The sequence below is a fragment of the Cupriavidus respiraculi genome, assembly GCF_914271545.1.
GTDB classification, from domain to species: Bacteria; Pseudomonadota; Gammaproteobacteria; order Burkholderiales; family Burkholderiaceae; genus Cupriavidus; species Cupriavidus respiraculi.
This window is the reverse complement of the sequence record NZ_CAJZAH010000009.1, coordinates 46,056-71,267: the sequence shown is the minus strand read 5'-3', so window position 1 is coordinate 71,267 and position 25,212 is coordinate 46,056. Positions and strand designations below refer to the sequence as shown.

The following is a 25,212-nucleotide window of genomic DNA, read 5'->3' as shown; positions in this document are numbered from 1 at the left end:
GACGCCCTACTCGCCCCATGCCCGAGCACATCGACCCTGCAATGACCGCCGAAGCGATCGCCGACGATATCGTCGGCGCCATCGTTTCGCACCGCCTGCCGCCCGGCACCAAGCTGCGCGAGGAGGCCCTGGCGGCGGTGTATCGCGTGAGCCGTACCAAGATCCGCGCCGCGCTGCTGATGCTCTCCAAGGACAAGGTAATTCGCATCGTGCCCGACAAGGGCGCCTTCGTCGCGCAGCCCAGCGCCGAGGAGGCGCGGGATGTCTTCGCGGTGCGCCGCATCCTGGAGTCCGCGCTGGCGCGCGAGTTCGTGGCGCGCGCAACCGCGGCGGACTACAAGCGCATCGACAAGCATCTGGCCGCGGAGAAGAAGGCGCTGGGCGGCAACGATGCGCAACTGCGCACGCGGCTGCTGAGCGACTTCCATATCCTGCTGGCGGAAGTGGTCGGCAACGGGGTGCTGACAGAGATGCTGCGCGAGCTGTCGATGCGCAGCGCGGTCATCACCATGCTGTACCAGTCGCGCCGCGATGCCGCCTGCTCGTCGGACGAGCACCGCGCCTTTATCGAGGCTGCGCGCGCGGGCGACGTCGAGCGTGCGGTGCAGCTGATGGTCGACCATCTGGGCCATGTCGAAGGCGCGCTGCATTTCGAGGATGACGGTTCCTCCGCGCGCGGCAAGGATCTGGTGACGGCGCTGCTGGCCTGACCAGCCCGCCTCCACCCCGCCCTTCAGTGCCCCCGCCCGCGCCGCCATCGCGCATAGACGAAGCCGTAGGCGGCCAAGTTGACCAGCAGCACCACCGCGCCGAGCACCAGTTGCGTGTCGCGCGTCAGCGTCGCCGGATAGATCAGCGGCACGATATAGCGCTCGACGAAGCCGCCGCCGTAGCCAGGCTCGCCGGCCGCGCGCCGCAGCGCGTTCTCCAGCGGCGTCAGCGGACAGAGCCACCCCGTCCACTCCACCACCACCCCCCACAGCGCGGCCGGCAGATGCAGCCAGACGATGCGCGGCCAGCGCAATGCGAGCAGGGCCCCAGCCAGCACGAAGGCGATGAAGGCCAGGTGCAGCAGCACCACGGCATCGGCGGCCCAGCCCGCCATCGCTAGCCGGGCACGGCGCGCCCGGTCCAGTAGCCGGGCTGGCCGAACTGCGCCTTCAGGTGTTCGATGAAGAAGCGGATCTTGGCGGGCACCGGGCGCTGCTGCGGGTACACGGCCAGGATGTCGTAGTCGGGCAGCGCATAGTCGTCCAGCACGGTGATCAGCTCCCCGCTCTCGAGCTGCGGCAGGATCTCCCAGGTCGAGCGCCAGCCCAGCCCCAGGCCCTCGCCCATCCAGCGGTGCAGCAGTTCGCCGTCGTTGCAGTCGAGGTTGCCCTCGACGCGCACGGTCACCGTCTTGCCGTTCTGGCTGAAGTACCAGCCGCGCTGCTGCCCGCCCTGCAGGTTGAACGCCAGGCAATTGTGCTGCGCAAGGTCGTCCAGCGTGCGCGGCGTGCCGTGGCGCGCGAAGTAGGCCGGCGTGCCGCACACCACCCGCTTGTTGGTGGCGAGCTTGATGGCGACGAAGTTCGGATCGATGGCACCGCCGATGCGGATGCCCAGGTCGTAGCCCTCGCGCACCAGGTCGACCACGCGGTCGGTCAGGTTGAACGAGATCTTCACTTCGGGATTGCTGGCGAGGAAGGCCGGCGCGTGCGGCGCCACGTGCTTGCGGCCGAACGCGGCGGGCGCCGAGACGATCAGGTGGCCGGTGGCCTTGTGGCGTCCCTCGGCGATCAGCATTTCGGCGCGGTCCAGCTCCGCCAGCGCCTTCTTGCACTGCTCCATGAAGGCCGCGCCCTGCTCGGTGACGGCGATGCGCCGCGTGGAGCGGTGCAGCAGCTTGACGCCCACGCGCGCCTCCAGCGCATTGATGCGTCGCCCCACCATCACCGGCGTCACGCCCTGGGTCAGCGCGGCGGCCGCCATGCTGCCGTGCTCCACCACCGCGATGAACGCCTCGATCTGCTTGAACTTGTCCATGTCGTCCGCTCTCCCCCACGCCATTGTGCGCCTGTCGCCCGTGCGCCTCGCCGCCATCATTGCAAACCTGCGGTATCGAATCAACTGATGCGACGGCCCTTTATCCCAGCCGGGGCGCGGGAATAGCATCGTCTCCAACGTCAAGACCCACCACGATTGGAGACAGGACATGCCGAAGATGAGAGCAGTGGACGCGGCGATCGCCGTGCTGGAAAAGGAAGGCATCACCGTGGCGTTCGGCGTCCCGGGCGCGGCCATCAACCCCTTCTACTCGGCCATGCGCCGCGCCGGGTCGATCGAGCACTACCTGGCCCGCCACGTGGAGGGCGCCTCGCACATGGCCGAGGGGTACACCCGCGCGGAGCCGGGCAACATCGGCCTGTGCGTCGGCACCTCGGGCCCGGCGGGCACCGACATGATCACCGGGCTGTACTCCGCCTGGGCCGACTCCATTCCGATCCTGTGCGTGACCGGCCAGGCGCCCCGCGCGCGGCTGTACAAGGAAGACTTCCAGGCCGTCGATATCGAGTCCATCGCCAAGCCGGTGACCAAGTGGGCCGTGACCGTGCGCGAGCCGGCGCTGGTGCCCCAGGTGTTCCAGCAGGCGTTCCACCTGATGCGCTCGGGACGCCCGGGCCCGGTGCTGATCGACCTGCCCTTCGACGTGCAGGTGGCCGAGATCGAGTTCGACCCCGCCACGTACCAACCGCTGCAGCCGTACAAGCCCGCCGCCTCGCGTGCGCAGATCGAGAAGGCCATCGCCATGCTCAACGCCGCGGACAAGCCGTTGCTGGTGTGCGGCGGCGGCGTGATCAATGCCGACGCGGCCGCGCTGATGGTCGAGTTCGCCGAGCTGGTCAACGTGCCGGTGGTGCCGACGCTGATGGGCTGGGGCGTGCTGGCCGACGACCATCCGCTGCAGGCCGGCATGGTGGGCCTGCAGACCTCGCACCGCTATGGCAACGCGAACCTGCTGGCCTCGGACTTCGTGATGGGCATCGGCAACCGCTGGGCCAATCGGCACACCGGCAGCATCGACGTCTACACGAAGGGCCGCAAGTTCGTGCATGTGGATATCGAGCCCACGCAGATCGGCCGCGTGTTCGGGCCGGACCTGGGCATCGTGTCGGACGCGAAGCTGGCGCTGGAGCAGTTCGTCGAGGTGGCGCGCGAGATGAAGCAGGCCGGCCGCCTGCCGTGCCGCAAGGCATGGGTGGCGCAGGTGCAGAAGCGCCGCCGCACCATGAAGCGCAAGAGCGACTTCGACAACGTCCCGGTCAAGCCGCAGCGGGTCTATCGCGAGATGAACCAGTACTTCCCGCGCGACGTGCGCTATGTGTCCACCATCGGCCTGTCGCAGATCGCGGCGGCGCAGTTCCTGTCGGTGAACCAGCCGCGCCACTGGATCAACTGCGGCCAGGCCGGCCCGCTGGGCTGGACCATTCCGGCCGCGATCGGCGTCAAGGTGGCCTCGCCCGCCTCCGACGTGGTGGCCATCTCGGGCGACTACGACTTCCAGTTCATGATCGAAGAGCTGGCGGTGGCGGCGCAGTTCAAGGTGCCCTACATCCACCTGCTGGTGAACAACTCCTATCTCGGCCTGATCCGCCAGGCGCAGCGCAACTTCGAGATGGATTACTGCGTGCAGCTGGCCTTCGACAATATCAACGCCCCCGAGCTCGACGGCTATGGCGTGGACCACGTCAAGGTGGTCGAGGGCCTGGGCTGCAAGGCGATCCGCGTGTTCAAGCCCGAGGACATCGCGCCGGCGTTCGCCGAGGCGCGCGACCTGATGGCGGAATATTCGGTGCCGGTGGTGGTGGAAGTCATCCTGGAGCGCGTGACCAATATCGCGATGGGCACGGAGATCGACAACATCAACGAGTTCGAGCCCATCGAGGACATCGAGGAGGCGGACGAGGCCATCCTGGCGGAAGAGGTCGAGACGACCTGAGTCCGCCCCGCCCCCGCTTCCCTTAGCTCACTACGATACGGAGATCATCGATGCCCAAGCTCGCCGCCAATCTCACCATGCTGTTCAACGAGGTCGGCTTTCTCGACCGCTTCGAAGCCGCCGCGCGCGCCGGCTTTCGGGGCGTCGAGTTCCTCTTTCCCTACGCCTTCCACGCCGACCAGATCGCCGACCGGCTCAACCGCTTCCAGCTCGACCTGGTGCTGCACAACCTGCCGGCCGGCAACTGGGACGCCGGCGAACGCGGCATCGCATGCCACCCCAACCGCGTCGCCGAATTCCAGGACGGCGTGGGCGAGGCCATCAAGTACGCCAAGGTGCTCGGCGTGCGCCAGCTGAACTGCCTGGTCGGCATCGCGCCCGCCGACGCGCGGCGCGAGCAGGCGCACGAGACGCTGGTGGAGAACCTGCGCTTCGCGGCCGGAGCGCTGGCGGCCGAGCAGATCGACCTGCTGATCGAGCCGATCAACACGTTCGATATCCCGGGCTTCTTCCTGTCGCGCACCCAGCAGGCGCTGGCGCTGATCGAACAGGTCAACGCGCCCAACCTGTTCGTGCAGTACGACATCTATCACATGCAGCGCATGGAGGGCGAGATCGCCGCCACGCTCAAGGCCCAGTTGCCGCGCATTCGCCATGTGCAGCTGGCCGACAACCCGGGACGCAACGAACCGGGCACCGGCGAGCTGAACTATGCCTTCCTGTTCCAGTGGCTGGACGAGATCGGCTACACGGGTTGGGTCGGCTGCGAATACAAGCCGCGTGCCGGCACCGAAGCCGGCCTGGGATGGCGCGACCAGTTCGGGGTTCGGTAAAGCATCACTGACGCGAAGGTGTGCGCCCCTCTCCCCATGCGGGGACAGGGGAACACCAAGCGCGAATGACTACACCGCGGCGGTCTTCTCCCCTCTCTCGCCAGCGGGAGAGGGGCGGGGGTGAGGGTGACCGCCCGCAAGAGCGCAAACCGCAATCGAACCGCCATCGCCCATCGCCCTTCCCCACGGCGCAAGCGAAAAACATCACACAACACCAAAGGAGAAACCCAAATGGCAAACCAACGCAACGTCGGCTTCATCGGCCTGGGCATCATGGGCGCGCCCATGGCCGCGCACCTGCGCGCCGCCGGCCACACGCTGTTCGTGCACGACGTGAACCCCGCCCCGCGCGATCTGGTCGATGCCGGCGTGACCGTGTGCACCAGCGCCGAGGAAGTGGCCAAGCGGGCCGACATCGTCGTGATCATGGTGCCGGACACCCCGCATGTCGAAGCCGTGCTGTTCGCCGACAAGGGCGTCGCCGCCGCCTTGAAGAGCGCCGGCAAGGAGGCCTCGCACAGCAAGATCGTGGTCGACATGAGCTCGATCTCGCCCATCGCCACCAAGGACTTCGCCGCGCGCATCAACAAGCTGGGCGCGGCCTATCTCGACGCGCCGGTCTCCGGCGGCGAGGTGGGCGCCAAGGCCGCGACGCTGACCATCATGGTCGGCGGCCCGAAGGAAGCCTTCGACGAGGTCAAGCCGCTGTTCGACCTGATGGGCAAGAACGTGACGCTGGTCGGCGGCAACGGCGATGGCCAGACCACCAAGGTGGCCAACCAGATCATCGTCGCGCTCAACATCCAGGCCGTGGCCGAGGCCCTGCTGTTCGCCTCGAAGGCCGGCGCCGATCCGGCCAAGGTGAGGCAGGCGCTGATGGGCGGCTTCGCCTCGTCGCGCATCCTCGAGGTGCATGGCGAGCGCATGGTCAAGCGCACCTTCGATCCGGGCTTTCGCATCGAGCTGCACCAGAAGGACCTGAACCTGGCGCTGCAGGGCGCCAAGGCGCTGGGCGTGTCGCTGCCCAACACCGCCACCGCGCAGGAGCTGTTCAACGCCTGCGCCGCCAACGGTCTGGGCAAGCAGGACCACTCCGCGCTGTGCCGCGCCATCGAGATCATGTCCAACCACACCATCGCCAAGTAAGCGCGCTTCGCCCGCGCCCGCGCCAGTCGCGCCGGGCGCGGGCGGCGCACGCCGTCCAGGACCGCCCATGCACTCCGACGCCCACGTCGCCCTGCTCACGCCCCAACGCCCCGCCTCCGCCGATCCGCGCACGCTGCTGCGCGCGCTGTTCGACGTCGCGGTCGCCACCGTCAGTCCGGCCAACTGCCTGCCGCCCCATCTGCCCGCTCCGCCCAAAGGGCGCACCGTGGTGATCGGCGCCGGCAAGGCCGCGGCCGCGATGGCGCGCGCGGTGGAGTCGCGCTGGCGGGGCGAGCTGTCCGGCCTGGTGGTCACGCGCTACGGCCACGGCGCGCCGTGCGAGCGCATCGAGGTCGTCGAGGCCGCGCATCCGGTGCCGGACGAAGCCGGCCAGCGCGCCGCGCAGCGCATGGTGCAGATGGTGCGCGGGCTGGGCCCGGACGATCTGGTGCTGTGCCTGATCTCCGGCGGCGGCTCGGCGCTGCTGGCCGCGCCCGCCGAGGGCATCACGCTGGCCGACAAGCAGGCGGTCAACCAGGCGCTGCTGCGCAGCGGCGCCAACATCGGCGAGATGAACTGCGTGCGCAAGCACCTGTCCGCGCTCAAGGGCGGACGGCTCGCGCTGCTGTGCGCGCCCGCCCGCGTCGAGACGCTGCTGATCTCCGACATCCCCGGCGACGATCCGACACTGATCGCCAGCGGCCCCACGCTGCCCGACGCCACCACCTGTGCCGACGCGCTGGCCGTGGTCGCCAAGTACGGCATCGCGCTGCCCGCCAACGTGCGGGCGCATCTGGAGAGCGGCGCGGGCGAAACGCCCAAGCCGGGCGATCCGCGCTTCGCCGGCCATCGCAGCGTAACGCTGGCCACCGCGCAGGACGCGCTGCAGGCGGCCGCCGCGCACGCGCGCGCGCTGGGTTTCGAGGCCCATGTGCTGTCGGACTGCATCGAGGGCGAGGCGCGCGATGTCGCGCAGGTGCATGCCGCCATCGCGAGGCAGGTCGCCCGGCACGGGCAGCCGTTCGGCAAGCCTTGCGTGCTGCTGTCGGGCGGCGAGACCACGGTCACGGTGCGCGGCAAGGGACGGGGCGGCCGCAACGCGGAATTCCTGCTGGGGCTGGCCGTGGCGCTCGACGGCCTGCCCGGCGTGCATGCGATCGCGGCGGATACCGACGGCATCGACGGCTCCGAAGACAATGCCGGCGCGCTGCTGGCGCCCGACACGCTGGTGCGCGCATCGGCCCGCGGCCTGTCCGCGCGCGCGCACCTGGCCAACAACGATGGCTACGGGTTCTTCGCGGCGCTGGACGATCTGGTCGCCACGGGCCCCACCCGTACCAACGTCAACGATTTCCGCGCGATCCTGATCGCCTGAGCGCGTGAGCGCAAGAGCGCCTGAGCGCGTGAGCGCCCGCCCCCCGCCTGCACGAAAGAACGAGGAGAAACACATGAGACGCCACCGCAAAGCCAAGATCGTCGCCACGCTCGGTCCGGCCAGTTCCGATATCGCGGTGATCCGCCAGCTGTTCGAGGCGGGCGCCGACGTGTTCCGGCTCAACTTCAGCCATGGCACGCACGACGATCACCGCAAGCGCTACCTCGCCGTGCGGCAGGTGGAGGCCGAGGCCGGACGGCCCATCGCGGTGCTGGCCGACCTGCAGGGGCCCAAGCTGCGCATCGGCACCTTCGCCGCCGGCAAGGTCGGCCTGCGCGCGGGCGACGTCTTCGTGCTCGACAGCGACCCCACGCCCGGCGACGGGCGCCGGGTGCATCTGCCGCACGCCGAGCTGTTCAGCGTGGCCGCGCCCGGCCAGTCGTTGCTGATCGACGATGGCAAGGTCCAGCTGCGCATCGAGACGGTGGCCAGCGGCAGCATCGTCACGCGCGTGGTCAACCACGGCACGCTGTCGGACCGCAAGGGCGTCAACGTGCCCGACGCCGTGGTGCCGATCCCCGCGCTGACCGCCAAGGACCGCGCCGACCTGGACTTCGCGCTGTCGCTGGGCGCGGACTGGATCGCGCTGTCCTTCGTGCAGCGCGCCGCCGATGTGGTGCAGGCGCGCGAGATCGTCGGCACGCGCGCCGGCGTGCTGTCCAAGATCGAGAAGCCCGCGGCGCTGCAGCAGCTCGACGAGATCGTGCGCGTCTCGGACGCGGTAATGGTCGCCCGCGGCGACCTCGGCGTCGAGCTGCCGCCCGAGCGCGTGCCGGGCGTGCAGAAGCGCATCCTGCGCGTGTGCCGCCAGCTCGGCAAACCCGTGGTCGTCGCCACGCAGATGCTCGAATCGATGATCGACGCGCCGGTGCCCACACGTGCCGAGGCCTCCGACGTGGCCACCGCGATCTATGACGGCGCCGATGCCGTGATGCTGTCGGCCGAGTCGGCCAACGGCCGCCATCCGGTGCCCGCGGTGGCGATGATGGACCGCATCATCGCCGAGGTCGAACGCGACCCGCTGTACCGCAACCTGCTCGATGCGCAGCACGAAGCGCCACTGTCCACCCGGCAGGACGCGATCTGCGCCGCGCTGCGCGAAGTCACGCAGATCATCGGCGCGGTCGCCACCGTCGCCTATACCTCGTCGGGCGCCACCGCGCTGCGCGCCGCGCGCGAGCGGCCCCACGCGCCCATCGTCAGCATCACGCCCAACCTGGAAATCGCCCGGCGGCTTGCGCTCGCGTGGGGTGTGCATTCCACGGTCAGCCCCGATGTGCGCAGCGTCGACGAGATGGTGGAGGCCGCGTCCCGCGCGGCGCTGGCCGAGGGCTATGCCGCGCCGGGAGACCAGATCACCATCGCCGCCGGCATGCCGTTCGGCCAGGGCGGCACCACCAATCTGCTGCGCGTGGCCGAGGTGGGCGGCGCGGCCGGTACGCCGGCCGCCGCGGCGCCGGCCAGCGAACCCGTGGACGCGCTGACGGCCTGACCGGACGCGGGCGCGCGGAGCGCCGTTGCTATACTGGGCAGCGCCTTGCGGCCCGCTCATCCCTGGTGCCGCGATCGATCACCATTGCGGAGCCATCATGCGTCTCGACGACGAAGCCGAAAGCCAGCACGTAGAGGACCGCCGCGGCGGCGGATTTGGCGGAGGCTTCGGTGGCGGCAAGACCATCGGCGTCGGCACCCTCATCGTCGCGCTTGCCGCCGCCTACTTCTTCGGCATCGATCCCACCGTCATCCTGCAGGGCGGCTCGGCGCTGCAAGGCTCCGATCCCTATCCCGAGGCAAGCCAGCAGCAGCAGGCGCCGGCGACGGACCAGATGACCGTGTTCGTGCGCAAGGTGCTGGGCAATACCGAACGCACCTGGTCGCATATCTTCCAGAACGACCTGAACCGCAGCTACGCCCCGCCCACCCTGGTGCTGTTCAGCGGCGCCACGCCCACCGCCTGCGGTACCGGCCAGGCGGCGATGGGCCCCTTCTACTGCCCCGCGGACCAGAAGGTCTATATCGACCTGTCCTTCTATGACGAACTGCGCCAGCGCTTCGGCGCGGCGGGCGATTTCGCCCAGGCCTACGTGATCGCGCACGAGATCGGCCACCATGTGCAGAACCTGCTCGGCGTATCGGACAAGGTCGACAGCGCGCGCCGCCGCGTCAGCGAGAAGCAGGCGAACCAGTTGTCGGTGCGGCTGGAGCTGCAGGCCGATTGCCTGGCCGGCGTATGGGCGGCCACGGCGCAGCGCGCCAACCAGCAACTGCTGGAACCGGGCGATATCGAGGAAGGACTGAGGGCCGCGGCCGCCATCGGCGACGACCGGCTGCAACGGCAGTCGCAGGGCTATGTGGTGCCGGACGCGTTTACCCACGGCAGCAGCGAACAGCGCGTGCGCTGGCTGCGGCGCGGACTGGAAAGCGGCGATATCGCCAAGTGCGATGCCTTCGCGGTCAAGCAGCTCTGAACGGAACGCGGGGGAACGAAGCGGGAACCAGGGGAGGGGAAAAATCACCCACCCGGCATAGAGAGAGAAGGAGGAGGAGGTCTGCCGGGGGGTGGGAGAGAAACCGGTAATGCCTGTCGTGCGCTACACAGGGGCCGCCGCGGCGGCCCGGGCGTCAGACGCGGTAGCCGTACAGCGAACCGTCGCCCGAGCGCGAATTGTCCAGCGAACTCGCCGCGATCTCGCCGCGCACAGCCCGCGCGCCTTCGGTGAACGGGTCGAAATCGCCCTGGCGCGCGCCGTCCAGGAACGGATCGAACTTGCCGCCCTGGCGGGCGCCTTCGCTGAAGGTGTCGAAGCGGCCCTGCCGCGCACCGTCGGTGAAGGTGTTGAACTGGCCGGCGCGCAATGCGTCGGCATAGACATCGAACTTCCCGGCCTTGGTATTGACCGCCGGCGCGGCCATCGCCACGACCGAGGAGGCGGCGATGGCGATGGCTAACGCACCGCCAATGATGCTTTTGGCGTTCATTTCGGACTCCTTCAACTGATTGGGTGTTTTTATCGACTGCTGAACTGGCGCTGCCGGCAGATCTTTGTTGCCATGCGAGCACGGACTGAAGGTTAGTCGCCGGCCGGACGGGGAGAAATACGGCTGCGACGAATGGTGCGTTGCGAGCCGTGAAACGTTGACGCTCGAGAATGAGCGGTCGGTGCGGGAGGGAGTGCGGGGAGCTGCGGGGAAGGGGTGGCGGGACGGCGAAACGGCCGCGCTGCCTCAGGCGGTGCGGTGGCGGCCCCCTCCGCCGGGCGGAAGAGGGGCCGGTGGTGCGGAGAACCGTCCGCGGCGGCAAGGCGCCGCCTGGACGACGCTCCCCCTCAGAGGGTGAACTGGCCGTTCGCCTCCGGCTGGTACGACAGCTCGACCACCGTGACATGCTGCTCGCGCCCGTCCGGCAGCCGGTAGCTGACGGTCTCGCCGGCCCGGGCGCCCAGCAGCGCCGTGCCCACGGGCGAGAGGACCGAGAGCCGTCCCCCCTCGAAATCCGCATCGTCGGGATAGACCAGCGTCCACTGGCGCGGGGCGCTCTCCCCCTCCAGCGCACACAGCACGGAGGAATTCATGGTCACCACATCCGTGGGAATGGTTTCGGCCGGCACGATGGCCGCGCGCTCGAGCAGCGCGTCCAGCATATCGGCCAGCTTGTCGGCGCCCGGCCGTTCGGCGATGCGCTCCAGGCGCGTCACGTCGAGTTCGGTCAGGTACAGCGTCGGTTGCTTGGACAATGCGGTCATGTCAGCTCCTTTGGTTGGCAAGGCCGCTCGCCGCGACGAGGGCGGCGATCGGCCAGCGGCCCGCCCGTGACATCGGGGTCGGGCTTCGGAAAGCAAAAAAAAAAGCGGGATGCGGCAGGTGGCTCAGGCCCGGTTCGGCCTGTGCCCGCTAGCGCGAGGAAGAATCAGGCGGGGAACCGGGCTGGATCAAGTGGCGCTTGAATCCGGCTGGCAGGTTTGGCAATGACGCCCTGGACGACGGCGCGCGGGCGTGCGGCCGCATGCCCGGCAAGGCGGGCGGCGGCGGCAACGGCGGACGTCGGAAGGCAGGCGGTCATCGGTGGTACGGTTGGAAAGAAAAAGTGCGTCCTGCGGGAAGGCGACGCTCAAGGGATGCTAGCACAGGGCGCGGCCCGCCGGCTCAGGGGGCCGGGTGCGTGGCCGGGTGCGCGGCCGCATCGCCGTGCCGGTCCGGGTTCGCACCCGGGTTCGGCTCCGGATGGCATTCGCAGCCGCCCCCGCTCGCGGCCTGCTGCAATGTCTGCAGAATGCCGCACTCGCTGGCCGCCTGGCCATGGTCGCAGGTATGGCGCAGCGCCCGCAGCTGGCCCTCCAGCGCCTCGAGCGCGACCCGCTGGGCGTGGATCTGTTCGATCTGGCGGTCCAGCAGCGCGTTGATGCCGTCGCAGGCCACCGTGGGATCGCGCTCGAAGTCGCGCAGCCGGCGCACATCGGACAGGCTCATCCCCAGCGAGCGGCAATGGCGCACGAAGTTCAGCTGCACCAGGTGCGCGCCGCTGTAGCGGCGATAGCCGTTGTCCTCGCGCAGGGGCCGGTCCAGCAGCCCTTCGCGTTCGTAGTAGCGGATGGTCTCCGCGTCGCAGCCGCTATGGCGGGCAAGTTCACCGATTCGCATGATGGCTTCTACCTTGTAGCGCTTACAGGGTTTTCAAGGGCAGTGTAGCCCGTCGCGCCGCATCGCGCGACCGGCCTGTCGCCCCGGCCCGCAACGTGCGGCCCGCGCTGCGCCGCCGCGCGCTCCTCCTGTAGAATTCCCGACGAACGCGAATGGCCGCTTCGGCCGCTTTCGCCAACCTCCCCAAAAGACCATCGCCATCGTGCTGCGCCCCCGTCGGCTCCTGCGCCTTCTGCTGCTAGTGCTGCTCGCCGTCCTGCCCCTGCAGACCTGGGCGGCCGGTGTCGCGCACGGCGGCGGCATGTCGACCGTGCCCTCCACGCACGCTGCGATTGCGATCCCCGCGGATGCACTGCTGGCCGGCAGCCCGTCGGCCCCAGGCGCGCTCGAAGCCGCCGGTGCCCCGGGCGCGGCGGATCCCGCCGACGCCCCGGTCCCCGCGCCCTTCCCGCTGGCCGAGGCCGGCGAGCCCGCCCCGGCTGGCGCCGACCTGGCCGAGCAACTGCTTCCCGCCACAGCTCCCCGGCTGGCGGCCGGTCCTTGCCGCGCAGGCGTGCCGGGCTACGCCCGCGCCGCGCTCCCCGAACCCCATCTGCCGTTGCCGCCGCGCCCACCGCGCGGCTGAAACGCACCCGCGGCAACCGCCGCGGCGACTGGCATGCACGGACGCCCGACCGCGTCCGCGCGACCGCGGCTCGTCCGCACCTTCTTTTCGTCTTTCTTCGTTCCAGACAAATATGAAACGCGTCCTGTTGTTCCTGGCGACCAACCTCGCCGTCATGCTCGTACTCAGCTTCACGGCCAGCCTGCTGGGCGTGAACCGCTTCCTGACCGCCAACGGTCTGAACCTCGGCATGCTGCTGGTGTTCGCCGCCCTGATGGGCTTCGGCGGCTCCTTCATCTCGCTGTGGATGTCCAAGACCATCGCCAAATGGTCCACCGGCGCGCAGGTGATCACCCATCCGAGCACCAGCACCGAGCTGTGGCTGGTACAGACCGTCCAGAAGCTGGCCGACCGCGCCGGCCTGCCGATGCCGGAAGTCGCCATCTACGAAGGCGAACCCAATGCCTTCGCCACCGGGGCCACCAAGAACAGCTCGCTGGTCGCCGTCTCGACCGGCCTGCTGCAGAGCATGTCCCATGAAGAAGTGGAGGCGGTGCTCGCTCACGAAGTCGCGCACGTGGCTAATGGCGATATGGTGACCCTCACGCTGATCCAGGGCGTGGTGAACACCTTCGTGATCTTCATGGCCCGCGTGGTGGGCTACTTCGTCGACTCGATGCTTCGCCGCAACGACGAGGAATCGAGCGGGCCCGGCATCGGCTATATCGTCACCGTGGTGGTCTGCGAGATCGTGTTCGGCATCCTGGCCAGCATCATCGTGGCCGCTTTCTCGCGTCGCCGCGAATTCCGCGCGGACGCGGGGGCGGCACAGCTGATGGGTTCGCCCTCGCCGATGGTCTCGGCGCTGCGCCGCCTGGGCGGCCTCGAACCGGACGGCCTGCCGCAGAACATGCAGGCCTTGGGCATCTCGGGGCGTTCGTCGTGGCTGGCCCTGTTCTCCAGCCACCCGCCGCTCGAAGCCCGCATCGCCGCGCTGCAGGGCGCGCGCTAACGCCGCCCGCCGACCGGACCGCCGCGTCCGGTCAGTCCACCACCCTGCCGCGCAGCGCCTTGACCGCGCTGCGCTGGCTCTTGCCCTCCAGCCGCCGCCGCTGCGAACCCAGCGTCGGCCGCGTCGGGCGCCGCACCCGCGGCGCCTGTGCCACGCTCTCCACCAGCTCATGCAGGCGCCGCACCGCGTCGTCCCGATTCAGTTCGAGGCTGCGGTGCTGCTGCGCCTTGATGACCACCACGCCGTCGCGCGTGATGCGATGGTCGTGCAGCTGCATCAAGCGCTCCTTGTGGTCTTCCCTCAACGAAGACGCGCGGATATCGAAGCGCAGATGCACGGCGTTCGACACCTTGTTGATGTTCTGCCCGCCGGCGCCCTGGGCGCGGATGGCGGTGATGTCGTATTCGTGGTGCGGGATCTCGGTGGGCATGGTGGCCGAGCTTACCGCGGGATGCGCGAGCGCACCAAGACCCCGCGCCCGGCCCCGCACCACCCGCTTATTTCAGCTGCTGCACGCGGATCATGTTGCCCGCCGGATCCCGGACGCCGAAATCGCGCACCCCGTAGGGCTGGTCGGTGGGCTCCTGGACGATCTCCGCGTCCCGCTGCTGCAAGCGCTGGAAGACCGCATCGAGGTCCCGGGTACCGAGCAACAGCATCGCGAAAGTGCCCTTGGCCATCATCTCGGCGATCGTGCGCTTCTCCGCATCGGTGACACCGGGCGTGGCGTTGGGCGGATACAGCACGATGGAAGTCTCCGGCTTGCCCTTGGGCCCGACGGTGATCCAGCGGTGATCGCCGAACGCGACGTCCTTGCGGACTTCGAAGTCCAAGGCGTCCCGATAGAACGCCAGCGAGACTTCCGGGTCGGTATGCGGCAGGAAGGTCGAGTGAATGGTGATGTCCATGAACGTTCTCCTTGGGCGGATGCAGACGGGAAGCCCGGCAGTCGCGCCGCGTGCCGGGGCATGGACGGCAGTCTAAGCGGGTACCTTGCGAGGCGCTTCTCGATTCCTGATCGGACGGGTGACGACCTTGGCCAGGCAGGCGGGGATGCCTTCGGCCGCCCGGGCGTGGTCGCGCCGATAGGCGCTCGGCGGGACGCCCACCAGCTCGGTGAATCGCGTGCTGAAGGTGCCCAGCGAGGAACAGCCCACTTCGAAGCAGACTTCGGTCACGCTCAGATCGCCCCGGCGCAATAGCGCCATCGCGCGTTCGATCCGCCGTGTCATCAGATAGGAATAGACGGACTCGCCATAGGCGAGCCGGAATTGCCGGCTGAGGTGGCCAGCGGACATCCGCACGCCGCGGGCCAGCGCATCGACGTCCAGCGGCTGCGCATAGTCCCGGTCGATCCGGTCGCGCACGCGGCGCAGGCGGGCAAGGTCACGCAGGACGGTGTCGGAGGCGGCGGCAGGCATCGGCATATGCTGCCACGCGCGGATGGATCCCTCAATCCGCACCGGTTGCCCTGGGCAGCGATCTCGCATGCGCGCGAACAGGCGCCCGTTACCACTTCCGAGGGGTGCATGCCTTTCGTACGGCGGTCGATATGCAGATGGCCCCCGGCCTTCATTCCAGCGAAGAAGCAGATGCGTTGGCTGGGCTCGCAAGCGTGCCATATCACTCCAACCGAGAAGGAATCCATCCCGATGCAATTCGGCCTCAACGCACGAGCGACCCGCTTTGCCCTGTCTGTCTCCATGCTTGCCGCCCTCGCCGCCTGCGGCGGTGGCGACGGCGACGCCGATACGGGCAGCCCCGCGGCCGGCGGTACCGCTACGATCACGCTGAGCGGACAAGTCGTCGATGGCCCCATCGCGGGCGCCAAGGTGTGCCTGTTCTCCGGCGGCGCGCAAGCGCGCAACGCGGCCGGCGAGGCCATCTGCGCCAGCGAAACGGATGCGCAGGGCAATTACACCATGACGGTTCCGCGCAATCTCGCGCCCGGCTTCATCACGCTGGTGGCCACCAAGGGCAGCGACATCAAGCTGGCCTCGACGGTTGGCACGGTGGACCAATTGCTCGCCATCGCCGGCACGGGCGGCGCCGTCACGACCGCCAGCCTGCCCACCGCCAAGGTCACGCATTTCACGACCGCCGACTTCGCCCTGGCCGACACCAACAACGACGGCACGGTCTCGAAGGACGAGCAGGACGCCTATGTGCCGGACTCCACGGTCGTGCAGAAGGCGGCGACCCTGATCAAGGCGGTCATCGATTTCTCGCAAGGCAGCGCGCTGATCGGTGGCCAGACCCCGAACACGCTGGCCCTGGCGGCGGCGGCGGTCAGGAACCAGCCGCTGGGCAGCGGCGGCCAGACGCCGGAGCAATGGTTTGCGGACCCGGCCAACGCGGAAGTGATCGCGGCCGTCAACAAGGACCTGGCCGACACGCTGGACGGCAAGTTCGCCAAGTACCAGCTTTCCAAGGTCGTTACCGCCTCCTTCATTCCGCCCGTGGTTTCCCGCAACGGCGGCGCCGCGACCATCTATTGCGGCATCGAGACCGAGAACACCACCGAAGTGGTGGAAATCGCTCTGGACGCGGCGCGCCGTGCCGCAGTGCTGCGGTACACGGACGAAGGCGAGACGGGGCAGATGGTCGGCAGCTATGACCCGGCGAGCGGTGCAGTCAGCATCGACGACATCTATCCGCGCGAGGTCGCGCAGACCAGCCCCGACGTGGTCTTCTACACCGAGGGCTATTTCAAGGTAAAGGGCACGGTCGACGCGGCCGGCAATTTCGCGGGTACGTTTGCGGACATGAGCGCGACGACGTGGACGCTGGACGCCACGCGCCAGGAGTGCACGGCCTCCGGCACCGTGACCGCCACCAGGCAGTAAATCTGCGTCGGTCCGGCCCGGCGGGTTGCCGCCGGGCCGGCGCGGGCGAACGCGAGCCCGTGCAAGCACACGTACGTCTTCGTTTTACCTGGGGAAATCTTGGCGCGCCCGGCTGGGATCGAACCAGCAACCCCTGCCTTCGGAGGGCAGTACTCTATCCATTGAGCTACGGGCGCACGAGGGTGATGCCTGATGGCCGCGGGCGAACGCCGCTGCCGGAAAGTCGCATAGGATACCGTGTTTGCCCGGCGGCGTCCATGACGCGAGGCCGGAGCCCGGCCGGAGAGGTTTCGCAACGTCCCCTTTTGCCGCCATTGCGTATGCCTTTGGGGCTATAATCGCGAGCTATTTGCGCAAAAACGGGGCAGCTTCGCCTTCACTCGGGGAGCGCTGCGGCCGGCGGTTCGCCGGTGCGGTGCACCGGTGCTGCGCAAACGTCCGATCCGGTCACAAAAAGCAGCCGAGCACGAGCGGCCACAGGTTTCCTGCAAATTCGAGAGTTCCGTATGAGCGACGTCCATAACGAGCACCACGAACACCAGTCTCCCATCAAGACCCCGAAGCAATTGATTGCCGTGGTGATTGCAGCCTTCCTGGTGCCGATCCTGGTGATCATCCTGCTGGTCAGTTTCGTCGGCCTCGGCGCGCCGGAAGGCGCCGGCGGCACGGGCGGCGCCGAAGCCGTCAACGACCGGATCAAGCCGGTCGCCTCGCTGGAGCTGAAGGATCCCAACGCGCCGCGCGTGTTCCGCACCGGCGAGCAGGTCTACAAGGAAGTCTGCGCCGCCTGCCACGCCACCGGCGCGGCGGGTGCGCCGAAGCAAGGCGCGCCTGGCGACTGGAGCGCGCGCCTGGGCCAGGGCTTCGACGGGCTGATGAAGTCGGTCCTCAACGGCAAGGGCGCGATGCCGCCGCGCGCCGGCACCTCGCCCGACGACTACAGCGACTACGAACTGGCCCGCGCCGCGGTCTACCTGGCCGACAGCGCCGGTGCCAAGTTCCCCGAGCCGCCCGCTCCGGCGCAGGCCGCGCCCGCGACGGCCGCCGCTTCGGAACCCGCCGCAGCCCCGGCGGCAGCCGCTCCGGCAGCAGCGCCGGCACCGGCCGCGGCAGCACCCGCAGCTCCGGCGGCACCCGCGGCAGCGGCACCGGCCGCCGCGGCCGCTCCCGCCGCCGCCTCCGCCGAAGTGGGCAAGAAGGTCTACGACCAGGTCTGCGCGGCCTGCCACGCGGCTGGCGTGGCCGGTGCGCCGAAGGTGGGCGACAAGGCCGCCTGGGCGCCGCGCATCAAGGAAGGCATGGACGCCGTGCACAACTTCGCGCTGAAGGGCAAGGGCGTGATGCCGCCCAAGGGCGGCTATGCCGGCCCGGACGCCGATGTGATCGCCGCAGCCGACTACATGGTCAACGCGTCGAAGTAACAGCACGCAGGCCCCGCCACGGCGGGGTGCACAACGACGAAGCCCGCGGCATGCCGCGGGCTTCGTCGTTTCAGGGACCGCACCGGGGCGGAAAGGCTCAGACCACCCGGGAATAGCGCACCAGCGGCGCGACGGCAGCGCCCGGCGCAGCGGTGGGTACGCCCCTCGCCCTGCCCTCGTCGGCGCGGTCCTCGCGCAGGTAGCGGTCGAACACCATGGCCACGCGGCGCACCAGCAGCCGGCCCAGCGGCGTGACCTCGATGCGTTGCGGCGTCAGCCGCACCAGCCCGTCGGCGGCCAGCGGCCGCAGCTCCCGCAACTCCGGCGCGAATTCGTCCGCGAACACCACGCCGTGGCGGCGCTCGATGGCGCCGATATCGAGCACGCCGTTGCACATCAGCTCGCCGATCAAGGCCTTGCGCAGCGTGTCGTCGGCGGACATGGCGAAGCCGCGCCATACCGGCAGCCGGCCCGCGTCGAGCGCGGCGTAGTAGTCGTCCAGCGTGCGCGCGTTCTGCGCATAGCGGCCGGCCACCGCGCCGATGGCCGATACGCCGAAGCCCAGCTGGTCGTAGCCGGCATGCGTGGCATAGCCCTGGAAATTGCGTTGCAGCCGCCCTTGCCGCTGGGCCAGCGCGAGTCCGTCGTCGGGCAGCGCGAAATGGTCCATGCCGATATAGACATAGCCGGCGGCGGTCAGCCGTTCGATGGTGCCGACCAGAATGTCGAGCTTCTCGCCGGGGGCCGGCAATGCGCCGGCATCGATGCGGCGCTGTGCCTTGAACACGTGCGGCAGATGCGCGTAGCTGTAGACGGACAGCCGGTCCGGCCGCATCGCCAGCACGCGCTCGACGGTGGCGGCGAAACGGGCCGTGCTCTGGTGCGGCAGCCCGTAGATCAGGTCCATGCTGACCGACTGGAAGCCGAGCCGGCGCGCCGCGTCGACGACTCGCTGCGTCTGCTCGACACTCTGCTCGCGGTGAATGGCGCGCTGTACCTCCGGATCGAAGTCCTGCACGCCGAGGCTGACGCGGTTCAGGCCAAGCGCCGCCAGTTGCGCCATGCGCGCCTCGTCCACGCGGCGCGGGTCGATTTCGATCGCGTGCTCGCCGTCGGGCAGCAGGTCGAAGTGGGTACGCAGCGCGTCCATCACGGCGCGCATCTGCCCATCGTCGAGAAAGGTCGGCGTGCCGCCGCCCCAGTGCGACTGCATCACGGCCCGGCGGCCGCCCAGATGCCGCGCCACCAGCGCGATCTCGCGGCGCAGGTAGTCGACATAGCGGGCGCTGCGCCGCCGGTCGCGCGTCACCACCTTGTTGCAGCCGCAGTAGTAGCAGACGTTGTCGCAGAACGGGATGTGCAGGTACAGCGACAGCGGTTCCCCACGGCGCGCGGCGCAGTCGGCCAGCGCGGCCAGGTAGTCGCCCTCGGCGAAGCCGCCATGGAAGCGGTCGGCCGTCGGATACGAGGTATAGCGCGGGCCGTGCATGTCGATGCGCGGCGCCAGCGCGCGGAAATCCGCGAGGTCGGCGCGCTCGGGCGCGGCGGCGGCGGCCGAGGTGGCGCCGGGACGATGGATGGGGGCGGAGATAGCCATGCGAGGCGGCCTGTTGATGGAGTCGAGCCATCGTAGTGCCTGCGCCGCACGCTGGACTTGACTGGCGTCAAAGGTCTGTCGATGCCATGCCGCTTCGCCCGCTTGCCGTCCGCGCGCAGCCAGGATGCCGCACCGCAGCGCGCTACAGGCCGTAGAACGGGCGGTTCGCCTCGATGCGCGCGGCCTCGCTGGCCGGATAGCGCGCCTCGTGCAGCAGCCGTTGTAGTGCCGCCCGGCCCTGCGCGCGCGCGCCCACGTAGAACGCATTGACCGCCAACTCGTCCAGCGCGCGCCAGGCGTAGACGGACTCGTCGACGAACAGCGTATCGTCGGGCATCGCCATCGCCGCGGCCTGCTGCGCATACAGGTGGGCCAGCGCGTGCTCGCCGCGCTGGCGGTGATAGCGCGCAAGCTCGCACAGCGGCTCGGCGCGCGTGGGGCGGGCCTGATAGGCGTTCAGATAGCCGTCGCGCACATCGGGAGACGGCGCGTCCAGCGCCTCGGTCAGCACGGCGACCTGGTACAGCGCGAACCAGCACTCCTCTTCCCAGCCGCCCATCGCCACGCGCGTCAGGTAGGCGCGCACGGCCTGCTCGAATTGCCCGGCGTCGCGATAGCTCTGCGCCAGATAGAAGCGATGGCGCGGATTGTCCGGGTCGGCCTGCACGGCGCGCTCGAGGATCTCGATGTCCCGCAGATAGGTATCGGGATCGCGCGCCCGGGCGCCGTCGCGCGAGGCGACGATGGTGGCGCCGGGCAGGCTGTGCCAGGTGTGCGGGCGCTCCTGCGTCAGGTATTCGTGCAGCACGCCTTCCCAGCGCCAGGGCTGGTGCGCGGCCGCCAGCGCGTTGCGCTGGTAGCACCAGCCGTCCAGCTCGCAGCGGAACTGGTAGCCGTCGGCCGCCAGCACCGGCCACCGGAAACCCGCGGGCATGACCAGCGTTTCGTCGGCATCGATGAACAGCAGATAGTCGCCATGCGTGCGCGCCAGCGCCATGGCCTCGTTGCGGTTGTGCGCGAAGTCCTGCCACGGGCGTTCGTACAGCGCGCCGGGCACATCGCCCATCAGCTCGCGGATGAGCGCCTGCGTGCCATCGGTGGAACCGGTATCGACGATGACCCAATGGTCGATCCACGGCTTGACCGAGGCCAGGCACCGGGCGATGACCGGTGCCTCGTTCTTCACGATCATGTTCAGGCAAATGCGCTTCACTTCAGACCCCTCGTCTTATTTTTGTGTGCCTGCCTGTGAGGCGGCCGGGGCAGCATACCGCAAGCCACCGCGCTTGTAGGCGCGCGGTGTGGCTTGCCCCGCCAAAGAGGGGCAAGCCGGCGGCGGCGCGCGCCTGCCACGGCGCGCGTGCGCGTGAAGGTAAGTGGGGTGTTGTGTGGGCGGTGCGACGGCGCCATCGCGCCTGAGCCTGTGGGTCAGCCGGCGGCGGTCTTGCCGGCCGTACCGAGCAGCGCCTTCAGGCCGGCCAGCCGGTCCTTGGGGCTCATTGCCGGCGTCGCGTCCGCTGGTGCGGGCGCCTCCTCCAGCTTCATCTCGCCGATGAAGCGCGACGGCTGGCACGAGTAGGTGTCGCGCGCGCGCTTGCGCTTCTTGCACCAGCTGATATGCAGGCTGCGCTGGGCGCGCGTGATGCCCACATACATGAGCCGCCGCTCTTCCTCGATCTTCTCGTCGGTCATGTCCTCGTCCTCGCGGCAGTGGGGCAGGATGCCCTCCTCCACGCCGACCAGGAACACGTGCGGATATTCGAGGCCCTTGGAGGCGTGCAGCGTGGACAGGCGCACCGCGTCGGGATCTTCCTCGCGGCCTTCGAGCATGCTCATCAGCGCCACGGTCTGCGTCAGCTCCAGCAGGTTCTTGCCTTCGTCGCCGAAGCCGTCGGCGTTGTCGAAGCCGGTGGCCGCCTCGCCGTCGCCCTCCTCGCCCGGCTCGGGCGCGGGCCGGGTCCCCTTGCGCTTGAGCCAGTCGAGAAATTCCAGCGTATTGGTCCACTTGGACTGCGCCTGGCGCTCCTCGAAGGTGTCGTACAGATAGGCCTCGTAGTGGATGCCTTCCATCAGGTCGTCCAGCACCTCGGTGGCCGGATCCTTCGCGGCGCGGTCCGCCAGGCGCACCATCGACTCGCAGAACACCCGCAGCGGCTCCAGCTGGCGGGGTTGCAGCTTCGCCTCGATGCCGCCCATCATCGCCGCCTCGAACAGCGAGACCTTGGCCTGGCCGGCGAAGGTGCCCAGCACCTCCAGCGTGGTGTTGCCCACCCCGCGGCGCGGCGTGGTCACGGCGCGGATAAAGGCCGGATCGTCATCGGGATTGGCGATCAGCCGCAGGTAGGCGCACAGGTCCTTGATCTCGGCCTTGTCGAAGAAGCTCTGCCCGCCCGAGAGCACATACGGAATGCGCTCGCGCCGCAGGATCTGCTCGAACAGCCGCGCCTGGTGGTTGCCGCGGTACAGGATGGCGTAGTCGCGGAACTGCGCGCGGCGCTCGAACTTGTGGGCCGAGAGCCGGAACACCACCGATTCGGCCTCGTGCTCCTCGTCGTTCATCGGGTTTATGGCGATGGGATCGCCCATCCCGTGCTCGCTCCACAGCGTCTTCTCGAACAGCTTGGGATTGTTGGCGATCACCGCGTTGGCCGCGTTGAGGATGCGCACCGTGGAGCGGTAGTTCTGCTCCAGCTTGATCACCTTCAGGTTGGGAAAGTCCGTCTGCAGCAGCCGCAGATTGTCCAGCGTGGCGCCGCGCCAGCCGTAGATGGCCTGGTCGTCATCGCCGACCGCGGTAAAGGCGGGGGCGCGCAGATGCGAGCCGCCGGCCAGCAGCTTGAGCAGCTGGTACTGGCACGCATTGGTGTCCTGGTATTCGTCCACCAGGAAGTAGCGCAGCTTGTTCTGCCACTTGAGCCGCACCGCCTCGTCGCGCGCGAACAGCTCGGCGGGCAGCCGGATCAGGTCGTCGAAGTCCACCGCCTGGTAGGCATGCAGCGTGGCGACGTAGTTGCGGTAGATCAGCGCCGCCTGGTGCTCGTCGGCATCGGCGGCCTGGGCGATGGCGGTCTCGGGGTCGACCATGCCGTTCTTCCACAGGGAGATCGTGCTCTGCACGTTGCGGATCAGCTTCTTGTCGGTGGTGCCCAGCTGCTCCTGCACGAGCCCGAAGCAGTCGTCCGAATCCATGATCGAGAAGCGCGGCTTGAGCCCGACATGCTCGGCCTCGGCCCGCAGGATCTGCACGCCCAGCGAGTGGAAGGTACAGACGGTGAGCTGCTTGAGCGGAATGCGCTTGCCCTCGCGCGTCTTGCCCTCCATCAGCTTGGCGATGCGCTCCTGCATTTCCTTGGCCGCCTTGTTGGTGAAGGTCACCGCGGCGATGTGCCTGGGCTCGAAGCCCTTGTCCTCGATCAGATGGGCGATCTTCTGCGTGATCACGCGCGTCTTGCCCGATCCCGCGCCGGCGAGCACGAGGCACGGTCCGTCCAGGTAGCGGACGGCTTCGGATTGGGCGGCGTTCAGTCCGTGAGTCATGCGAGCGAGGGTCTGTGGATGGCGCGGGCGGCGCGCGGCCGGGCGATGCGCCGGTGGCGCCGCCTCGTGCCGGGAAGGAGCCGGCGATCCTAACACGCCGGGGCGCTCGCCCGCCGCCCGGCGGCCCGGGTACGTCCACGCGTTGACACGTCCATGTCACCCGGTTAGAGTCGCGCCATCCGGCCGGGAGAGCGCGCGAGGACTTCGCGCCGCCGAAGGGGAATCACCCGAAAACTCTCAGGCACCATGGACTGGCCGGATCGATCAGAAGGCGCGCAAATGCACGCCATCGATATCGAACTCTGGAGAGAGATACCCGTCATTCATCGTCGCCATGACGCCAGACGACGCGCGTATCCACCGAAGGGGCGCACGACACGGGATCCGCACCGGATCCGGTCGTAATCTCTCAGGTATCGAGGACAGAGGGGTCATCCGCCACGGCGGCTCGCAAGGAACGCATCGTCCGGTCGCACCGGACGGGACGCCCCGCGAGCCCCGCGGCGGATGACCCTTTTTTGTTTTCCGAACCGAACAGAACCGCTCCGAGGACTCCCATGACGCTCCAGGCCACGCCACTCAACGCCATCCACCGCACGCTGGGCGCCCGCATGGTCGACTTCGGCGGCTGGGACATGCCCGTCAACTACGGCTCGCAGATCGAGGAACACCACGCGGTGCGCCGCGACGCCGGCATGTTCGACGTGTCGCATATGTGCGTGGTGGACCTGACCGGCGCCAATGTGCGCGCGTTCCTGCGCGGCCTGCTGGCCAACAACGTCGACAAGCTCCAGAACGCCGGCAAGGCGCTGTATTCCTGCATGCTGGACGACAAGGGCGGCGTGATCGACGACCTGATCGTCTATTTCTTCGCGGAAGACCATTTCCGGCTGGTGGTGAACGCCGGCACCGCCAACGGCGACATCGACTGGATCCGCCAGCGCAACGAGGCCACCGGCAGCGGCGTGACCATCACGCCCCGCCGTGGCGACAACGTGCCCGACGGCGTGGAGCCGCTGGCCATCGTCGCGGTGCAGGGCCCGAACGCCCGCGCCAAGGTATGGGAGGCCTTCCCGTCGACGCAGCCGAGCGACGCCATCAAGCCCTTCAATGCGGTGGTGGTGCAGGACGCGGCCGTCGGCGAGATCATGGTCGGGCGCACCGGCTACACCGGCGAGGACGGCTTCGAGCTGGTGGTGCCGGCCGCCAACGTGGCCGGGGTGTGGGAAAAGCTGCGCGCCGCGGGCGTGCAGCCTGCCGGACTGGGCGCGCGCGACACGCTGCGGCTCGAAGCCGGCATGAACCTGTACGGCCAGGACATGGACATCAACGTCTCGCCGCTGGATGCCGGCCTGGCCTGGACCGTGGACCTGCAGAGCGAGCGCGACTTCACCGGCAAGGCGGCGCTGCAGCAGGCCGGCCAGAGCCAGCAGTTCGTCGGCCTGATCCTGCGCGACAAGGGTGGCGTGCTGCGCGCGCACCAGCGCGTGATCACCCCGGCTGGCGACGGCGAAATCACCTCTGGCACCTTCAGCCCCACGCTGTCGCAGTCCATCGCGCTGGCCCGCCTGCCCAAGGACGTCGCCATCGGCAGCGACGTGCAGGTGGAAATCCGCGACCGCAAACTCACCGCGTCTGTGGTTAAACTGCCATTTGTGCGCAATGGCAAGGCACTCGTGAGCTGACGGCTCGCACCACAACGGTCGACTTCGCGCCCGCCCCGTCCGGATACGACGCGGCGGCGGGCCACACAAGAATCTGAATCTGGAGAACCCTGATGAATTTCCCCGCTGACCTGAAGTACACCGAGTCGCATGAATGGGTACGCGTCGAAGCCGACGGCACCCTGACCATCGGCATCACCGACCATGCGCAGGACGCGCTCGGCGACATCGTCTTCCTGGAGCTGCCGGAAGTCGGCAAGTCGGTCGGCGCCGGTGACGCGCTGGCCGTGGTCGAGTCGGTCAAGGCCGCGTCCGACATCTACGCGCCGGTGGCGGGCGAAGTCATCGCCGTCAACGACGCCGCCGCCGCGGCGCCGGAAAGCGTCAACGCCAACGCGTTCGACGCGTGGCTGTTCAAGCTCAAGCCGGCCAACGGCGACGACGTCAACGGCCTGATGTCCGTGGACGCCTACAAGGCCAGCGTCGGCGCCTGACGC

Annotated in this window: 24 protein-coding genes, 1 tRNA gene and 2 riboswitches; of the genes, 13 read left to right on the top strand and 12 right to left on the bottom strand. The window is 69.0% G+C overall.

Annotated features, from left to right (window positions below; genetic code table 11):
- The first annotated feature begins 17 nt into the window (after positions 1–17).
- On the top strand, positions 18–710 hold the full coding sequence (locus LDO27_RS24115) for a GntR family transcriptional regulator (protein WP_222203176.1): 693 nt from the start codon (positions 18–20) through the stop codon (positions 708–710).
- A gap of 23 nt (positions 711–733) precedes the next feature.
- Here the strand turns inward: LDO27_RS24115 and LDO27_RS24110 are convergent, their stop codons facing one another.
- Entirely contained in the window at positions 734–1,105 is a 372-nt protein-coding gene (locus tag LDO27_RS24110) for a DUF2784 domain-containing protein (RefSeq protein ID WP_224044426.1), read from the bottom strand.
- A gap of 2 nt (positions 1,106–1,107) precedes the next feature.
- Complete coding sequence (locus LDO27_RS24105) at positions 1,108–2,028, bottom strand: LysR family transcriptional regulator (RefSeq protein WP_222203173.1); 921 nt, start codon at positions 2,026–2,028, stop codon at positions 1,108–1,110.
- 169 nt (positions 2,029–2,197) lie between these two features.
- On the opposite strand from LDO27_RS24105, the gene gcl reads away from it, so the two are divergent.
- The 6 genes from gcl (at position 2,198) to ypfJ (ending at position 9,864) form a co-directional block, all read left to right on the top strand.
- Entirely contained in the window at positions 2,198–3,982 is a 1,785-nt protein-coding gene (gene gcl, locus LDO27_RS24100; protein WP_224044424.1) for a glyoxylate carboligase, read from the top strand.
- 50 nt (positions 3,983–4,032) lie between these two features.
- Positions 4,033–4,815: a hydroxypyruvate isomerase gene (gene hyi, locus LDO27_RS24095; RefSeq protein ID WP_222203170.1), complete on the top strand. Its 783-nt coding sequence runs from the start codon at positions 4,033–4,035 to the stop codon at positions 4,813–4,815.
- A 120-nt stretch (positions 4,816–4,935) separates the two neighbouring features.
- Positions 4,936–5,961 carry a 2-hydroxy-3-oxopropionate reductase gene (locus LDO27_RS24090; RefSeq protein WP_322790825.1) on the top strand — a complete coding sequence of 342 codons (1,026 nt, stop codon included), beginning with the start codon at positions 4,936–4,938 and terminating at the stop codon, positions 5,959–5,961.
- A 67-nt stretch (positions 5,962–6,028) separates the two neighbouring features.
- Positions 6,029–7,336 (top strand): glycerate kinase type-2 family protein, encoded by a 1,308-nt coding sequence (locus tag LDO27_RS24085; protein WP_224044423.1) that lies wholly within the window; start codon positions 6,029–6,031, stop codon positions 7,334–7,336.
- Between the two features lie 73 nt (positions 7,337–7,409).
- Positions 7,410–8,888 (top strand): pyruvate kinase, encoded by a 1,479-nt coding sequence (gene pyk, locus LDO27_RS24080; RefSeq protein ID WP_224044421.1) that lies wholly within the window; start codon positions 7,410–7,412, stop codon positions 8,886–8,888.
- A 97-nt stretch (positions 8,889–8,985) separates the two neighbouring features.
- Positions 8,986–9,864: a KPN_02809 family neutral zinc metallopeptidase gene (gene ypfJ / locus LDO27_RS24075; RefSeq protein ID WP_222203166.1), complete on the top strand. Its 879-nt coding sequence runs from the start codon at positions 8,986–8,988 to the stop codon at positions 9,862–9,864.
- Between the two features lie 154 nt (positions 9,865–10,018).
- Here the strand turns inward: ypfJ and LDO27_RS24070 are convergent, their stop codons facing one another.
- From LDO27_RS24070 to LDO27_RS24060, 3 genes are all read right to left on the bottom strand, one after another.
- Positions 10,019–10,375 carry a hypothetical protein gene (locus LDO27_RS24070; RefSeq protein ID WP_224044420.1) on the bottom strand — a complete coding sequence of 119 codons (357 nt, stop codon included), beginning with the start codon at positions 10,373–10,375 and terminating at the stop codon, positions 10,019–10,021.
- Positions 10,376–10,722: 347 nt separating this feature from the next.
- Complete coding sequence (gene rnk, locus LDO27_RS24065; RefSeq protein ID WP_224044418.1) at positions 10,723–11,139, bottom strand: nucleoside diphosphate kinase regulator; 417 nt, start codon at positions 11,137–11,139, stop codon at positions 10,723–10,725.
- A 400-nt stretch (positions 11,140–11,539) separates the two neighbouring features.
- Positions 11,540–12,034, bottom strand: coding sequence for a Cd(II)/Pb(II)-responsive transcriptional regulator (locus tag LDO27_RS24060; RefSeq protein WP_224044417.1), 495 nt, complete (start codon positions 12,032–12,034; stop codon positions 11,540–11,542).
- A 202-nt stretch (positions 12,035–12,236) separates the two neighbouring features.
- Between LDO27_RS24060 and LDO27_RS24055 the strand changes: the two genes are divergently transcribed.
- Together LDO27_RS24055 and htpX are read left to right on the top strand one after the other, a co-directional pair.
- The gene (locus LDO27_RS24055) at positions 12,237–12,659 is read left to right on the top strand and encodes a hypothetical protein (RefSeq protein ID WP_224044416.1); all 423 of its coding nucleotides are present in this window, start codon (positions 12,237–12,239) and stop codon (positions 12,657–12,659) included.
- Between the two features lie 112 nt (positions 12,660–12,771).
- The gene (gene htpX / locus LDO27_RS24050) at positions 12,772–13,650 is read left to right on the top strand and encodes a protease HtpX (RefSeq protein WP_224044413.1); all 879 of its coding nucleotides are present in this window, start codon (positions 12,772–12,774) and stop codon (positions 13,648–13,650) included.
- Positions 13,651–13,681: 31 nt separating this feature from the next.
- On the opposite strand, the gene arfB is transcribed toward htpX, so the two are convergent.
- From arfB to LDO27_RS24035, 3 genes are all read right to left on the bottom strand, one after another.
- Positions 13,682–14,080 carry an alternative ribosome rescue aminoacyl-tRNA hydrolase ArfB gene (gene arfB / locus LDO27_RS24045; RefSeq protein WP_222203158.1) on the bottom strand — a complete coding sequence of 133 codons (399 nt, stop codon included), beginning with the start codon at positions 14,078–14,080 and terminating at the stop codon, positions 13,682–13,684.
- A gap of 67 nt (positions 14,081–14,147) precedes the next feature.
- Positions 14,148–14,558 (bottom strand): VOC family protein, encoded by a 411-nt coding sequence (locus tag LDO27_RS24040; protein WP_224044410.1) that lies wholly within the window; start codon positions 14,556–14,558, stop codon positions 14,148–14,150.
- Positions 14,559–14,630: 72 nt separating this feature from the next.
- On the bottom strand, positions 14,631–15,071 hold the full coding sequence (locus tag LDO27_RS24035) for a helix-turn-helix transcriptional regulator (protein WP_222203154.1): 441 nt from the start codon (positions 15,069–15,071) through the stop codon (positions 14,631–14,633).
- Between the two features lie 231 nt (positions 15,072–15,302).
- Here LDO27_RS24035 and LDO27_RS24030 point away from each other — a divergent pair, with 231 nt between their 5' ends.
- Complete coding sequence (locus LDO27_RS24030; RefSeq protein WP_224044403.1) at positions 15,303–16,496, top strand: hypothetical protein; 1,194 nt, start codon at positions 15,303–15,305, stop codon at positions 16,494–16,496.
- A gap of 100 nt (positions 16,497–16,596) precedes the next feature.
- Here the strand turns inward: LDO27_RS24030 and LDO27_RS24025 are convergent.
- Positions 16,597–16,672, bottom strand: a tRNA-Arg gene (locus LDO27_RS24025).
- Positions 16,673–17,002: 330 nt separating this feature from the next.
- On the opposite strand from LDO27_RS24025, the gene LDO27_RS24020 reads away from it, so the two are divergent.
- Positions 17,003–17,917 (top strand): c-type cytochrome, encoded by a 915-nt coding sequence (locus LDO27_RS24020; RefSeq protein ID WP_224044401.1) that lies wholly within the window; start codon positions 17,003–17,005, stop codon positions 17,915–17,917.
- 97 nt (positions 17,918–18,014) lie between these two features.
- On the opposite strand, the gene hemN is transcribed toward LDO27_RS24020, so the two are convergent.
- From hemN to LDO27_RS24005, 3 genes are all read right to left on the bottom strand, one after another.
- Positions 18,015–19,514: an oxygen-independent coproporphyrinogen III oxidase gene (gene hemN, locus LDO27_RS24015; protein WP_224044400.1), complete on the bottom strand. Its 1,500-nt coding sequence runs from the start codon at positions 19,512–19,514 to the stop codon at positions 18,015–18,017.
- 142 nt (positions 19,515–19,656) lie between these two features.
- Positions 19,657–20,727: a tetratricopeptide repeat-containing glycosyltransferase gene (locus LDO27_RS24010; RefSeq protein WP_224044399.1), complete on the bottom strand. Its 1,071-nt coding sequence runs from the start codon at positions 20,725–20,727 to the stop codon at positions 19,657–19,659.
- 215 nt (positions 20,728–20,942) lie between these two features.
- Complete coding sequence (locus tag LDO27_RS24005) at positions 20,943–23,051, bottom strand: UvrD-helicase domain-containing protein (protein ID WP_224044397.1); 2,109 nt, start codon at positions 23,049–23,051, stop codon at positions 20,943–20,945.
- A gap of 174 nt (positions 23,052–23,225) precedes the next feature.
- Positions 23,226–23,315, top strand: a riboswitch (glycine riboswitch).
- 28 nt (positions 23,316–23,343) lie between these two features.
- Positions 23,344–23,487, top strand: a riboswitch (glycine riboswitch).
- Positions 23,488–23,608: 121 nt separating this feature from the next.
- On the opposite strand from LDO27_RS24005, the gene gcvT reads away from it, so the two are divergent.
- Positions 23,609–24,736: a glycine cleavage system aminomethyltransferase GcvT gene (gene gcvT / locus LDO27_RS24000; protein WP_224044395.1), complete on the top strand. Its 1,128-nt coding sequence runs from the start codon at positions 23,609–23,611 to the stop codon at positions 24,734–24,736.
- 92 nt (positions 24,737–24,828) lie between these two features.
- A complete protein-coding gene (gene gcvH, locus LDO27_RS23995) occupies positions 24,829–25,209 on the top strand; it encodes a glycine cleavage system protein GcvH (protein ID WP_377747570.1) in 381 nt (126 codons plus the stop codon).
- Positions 25,210–25,212: the final 3 nt, after the last annotated feature.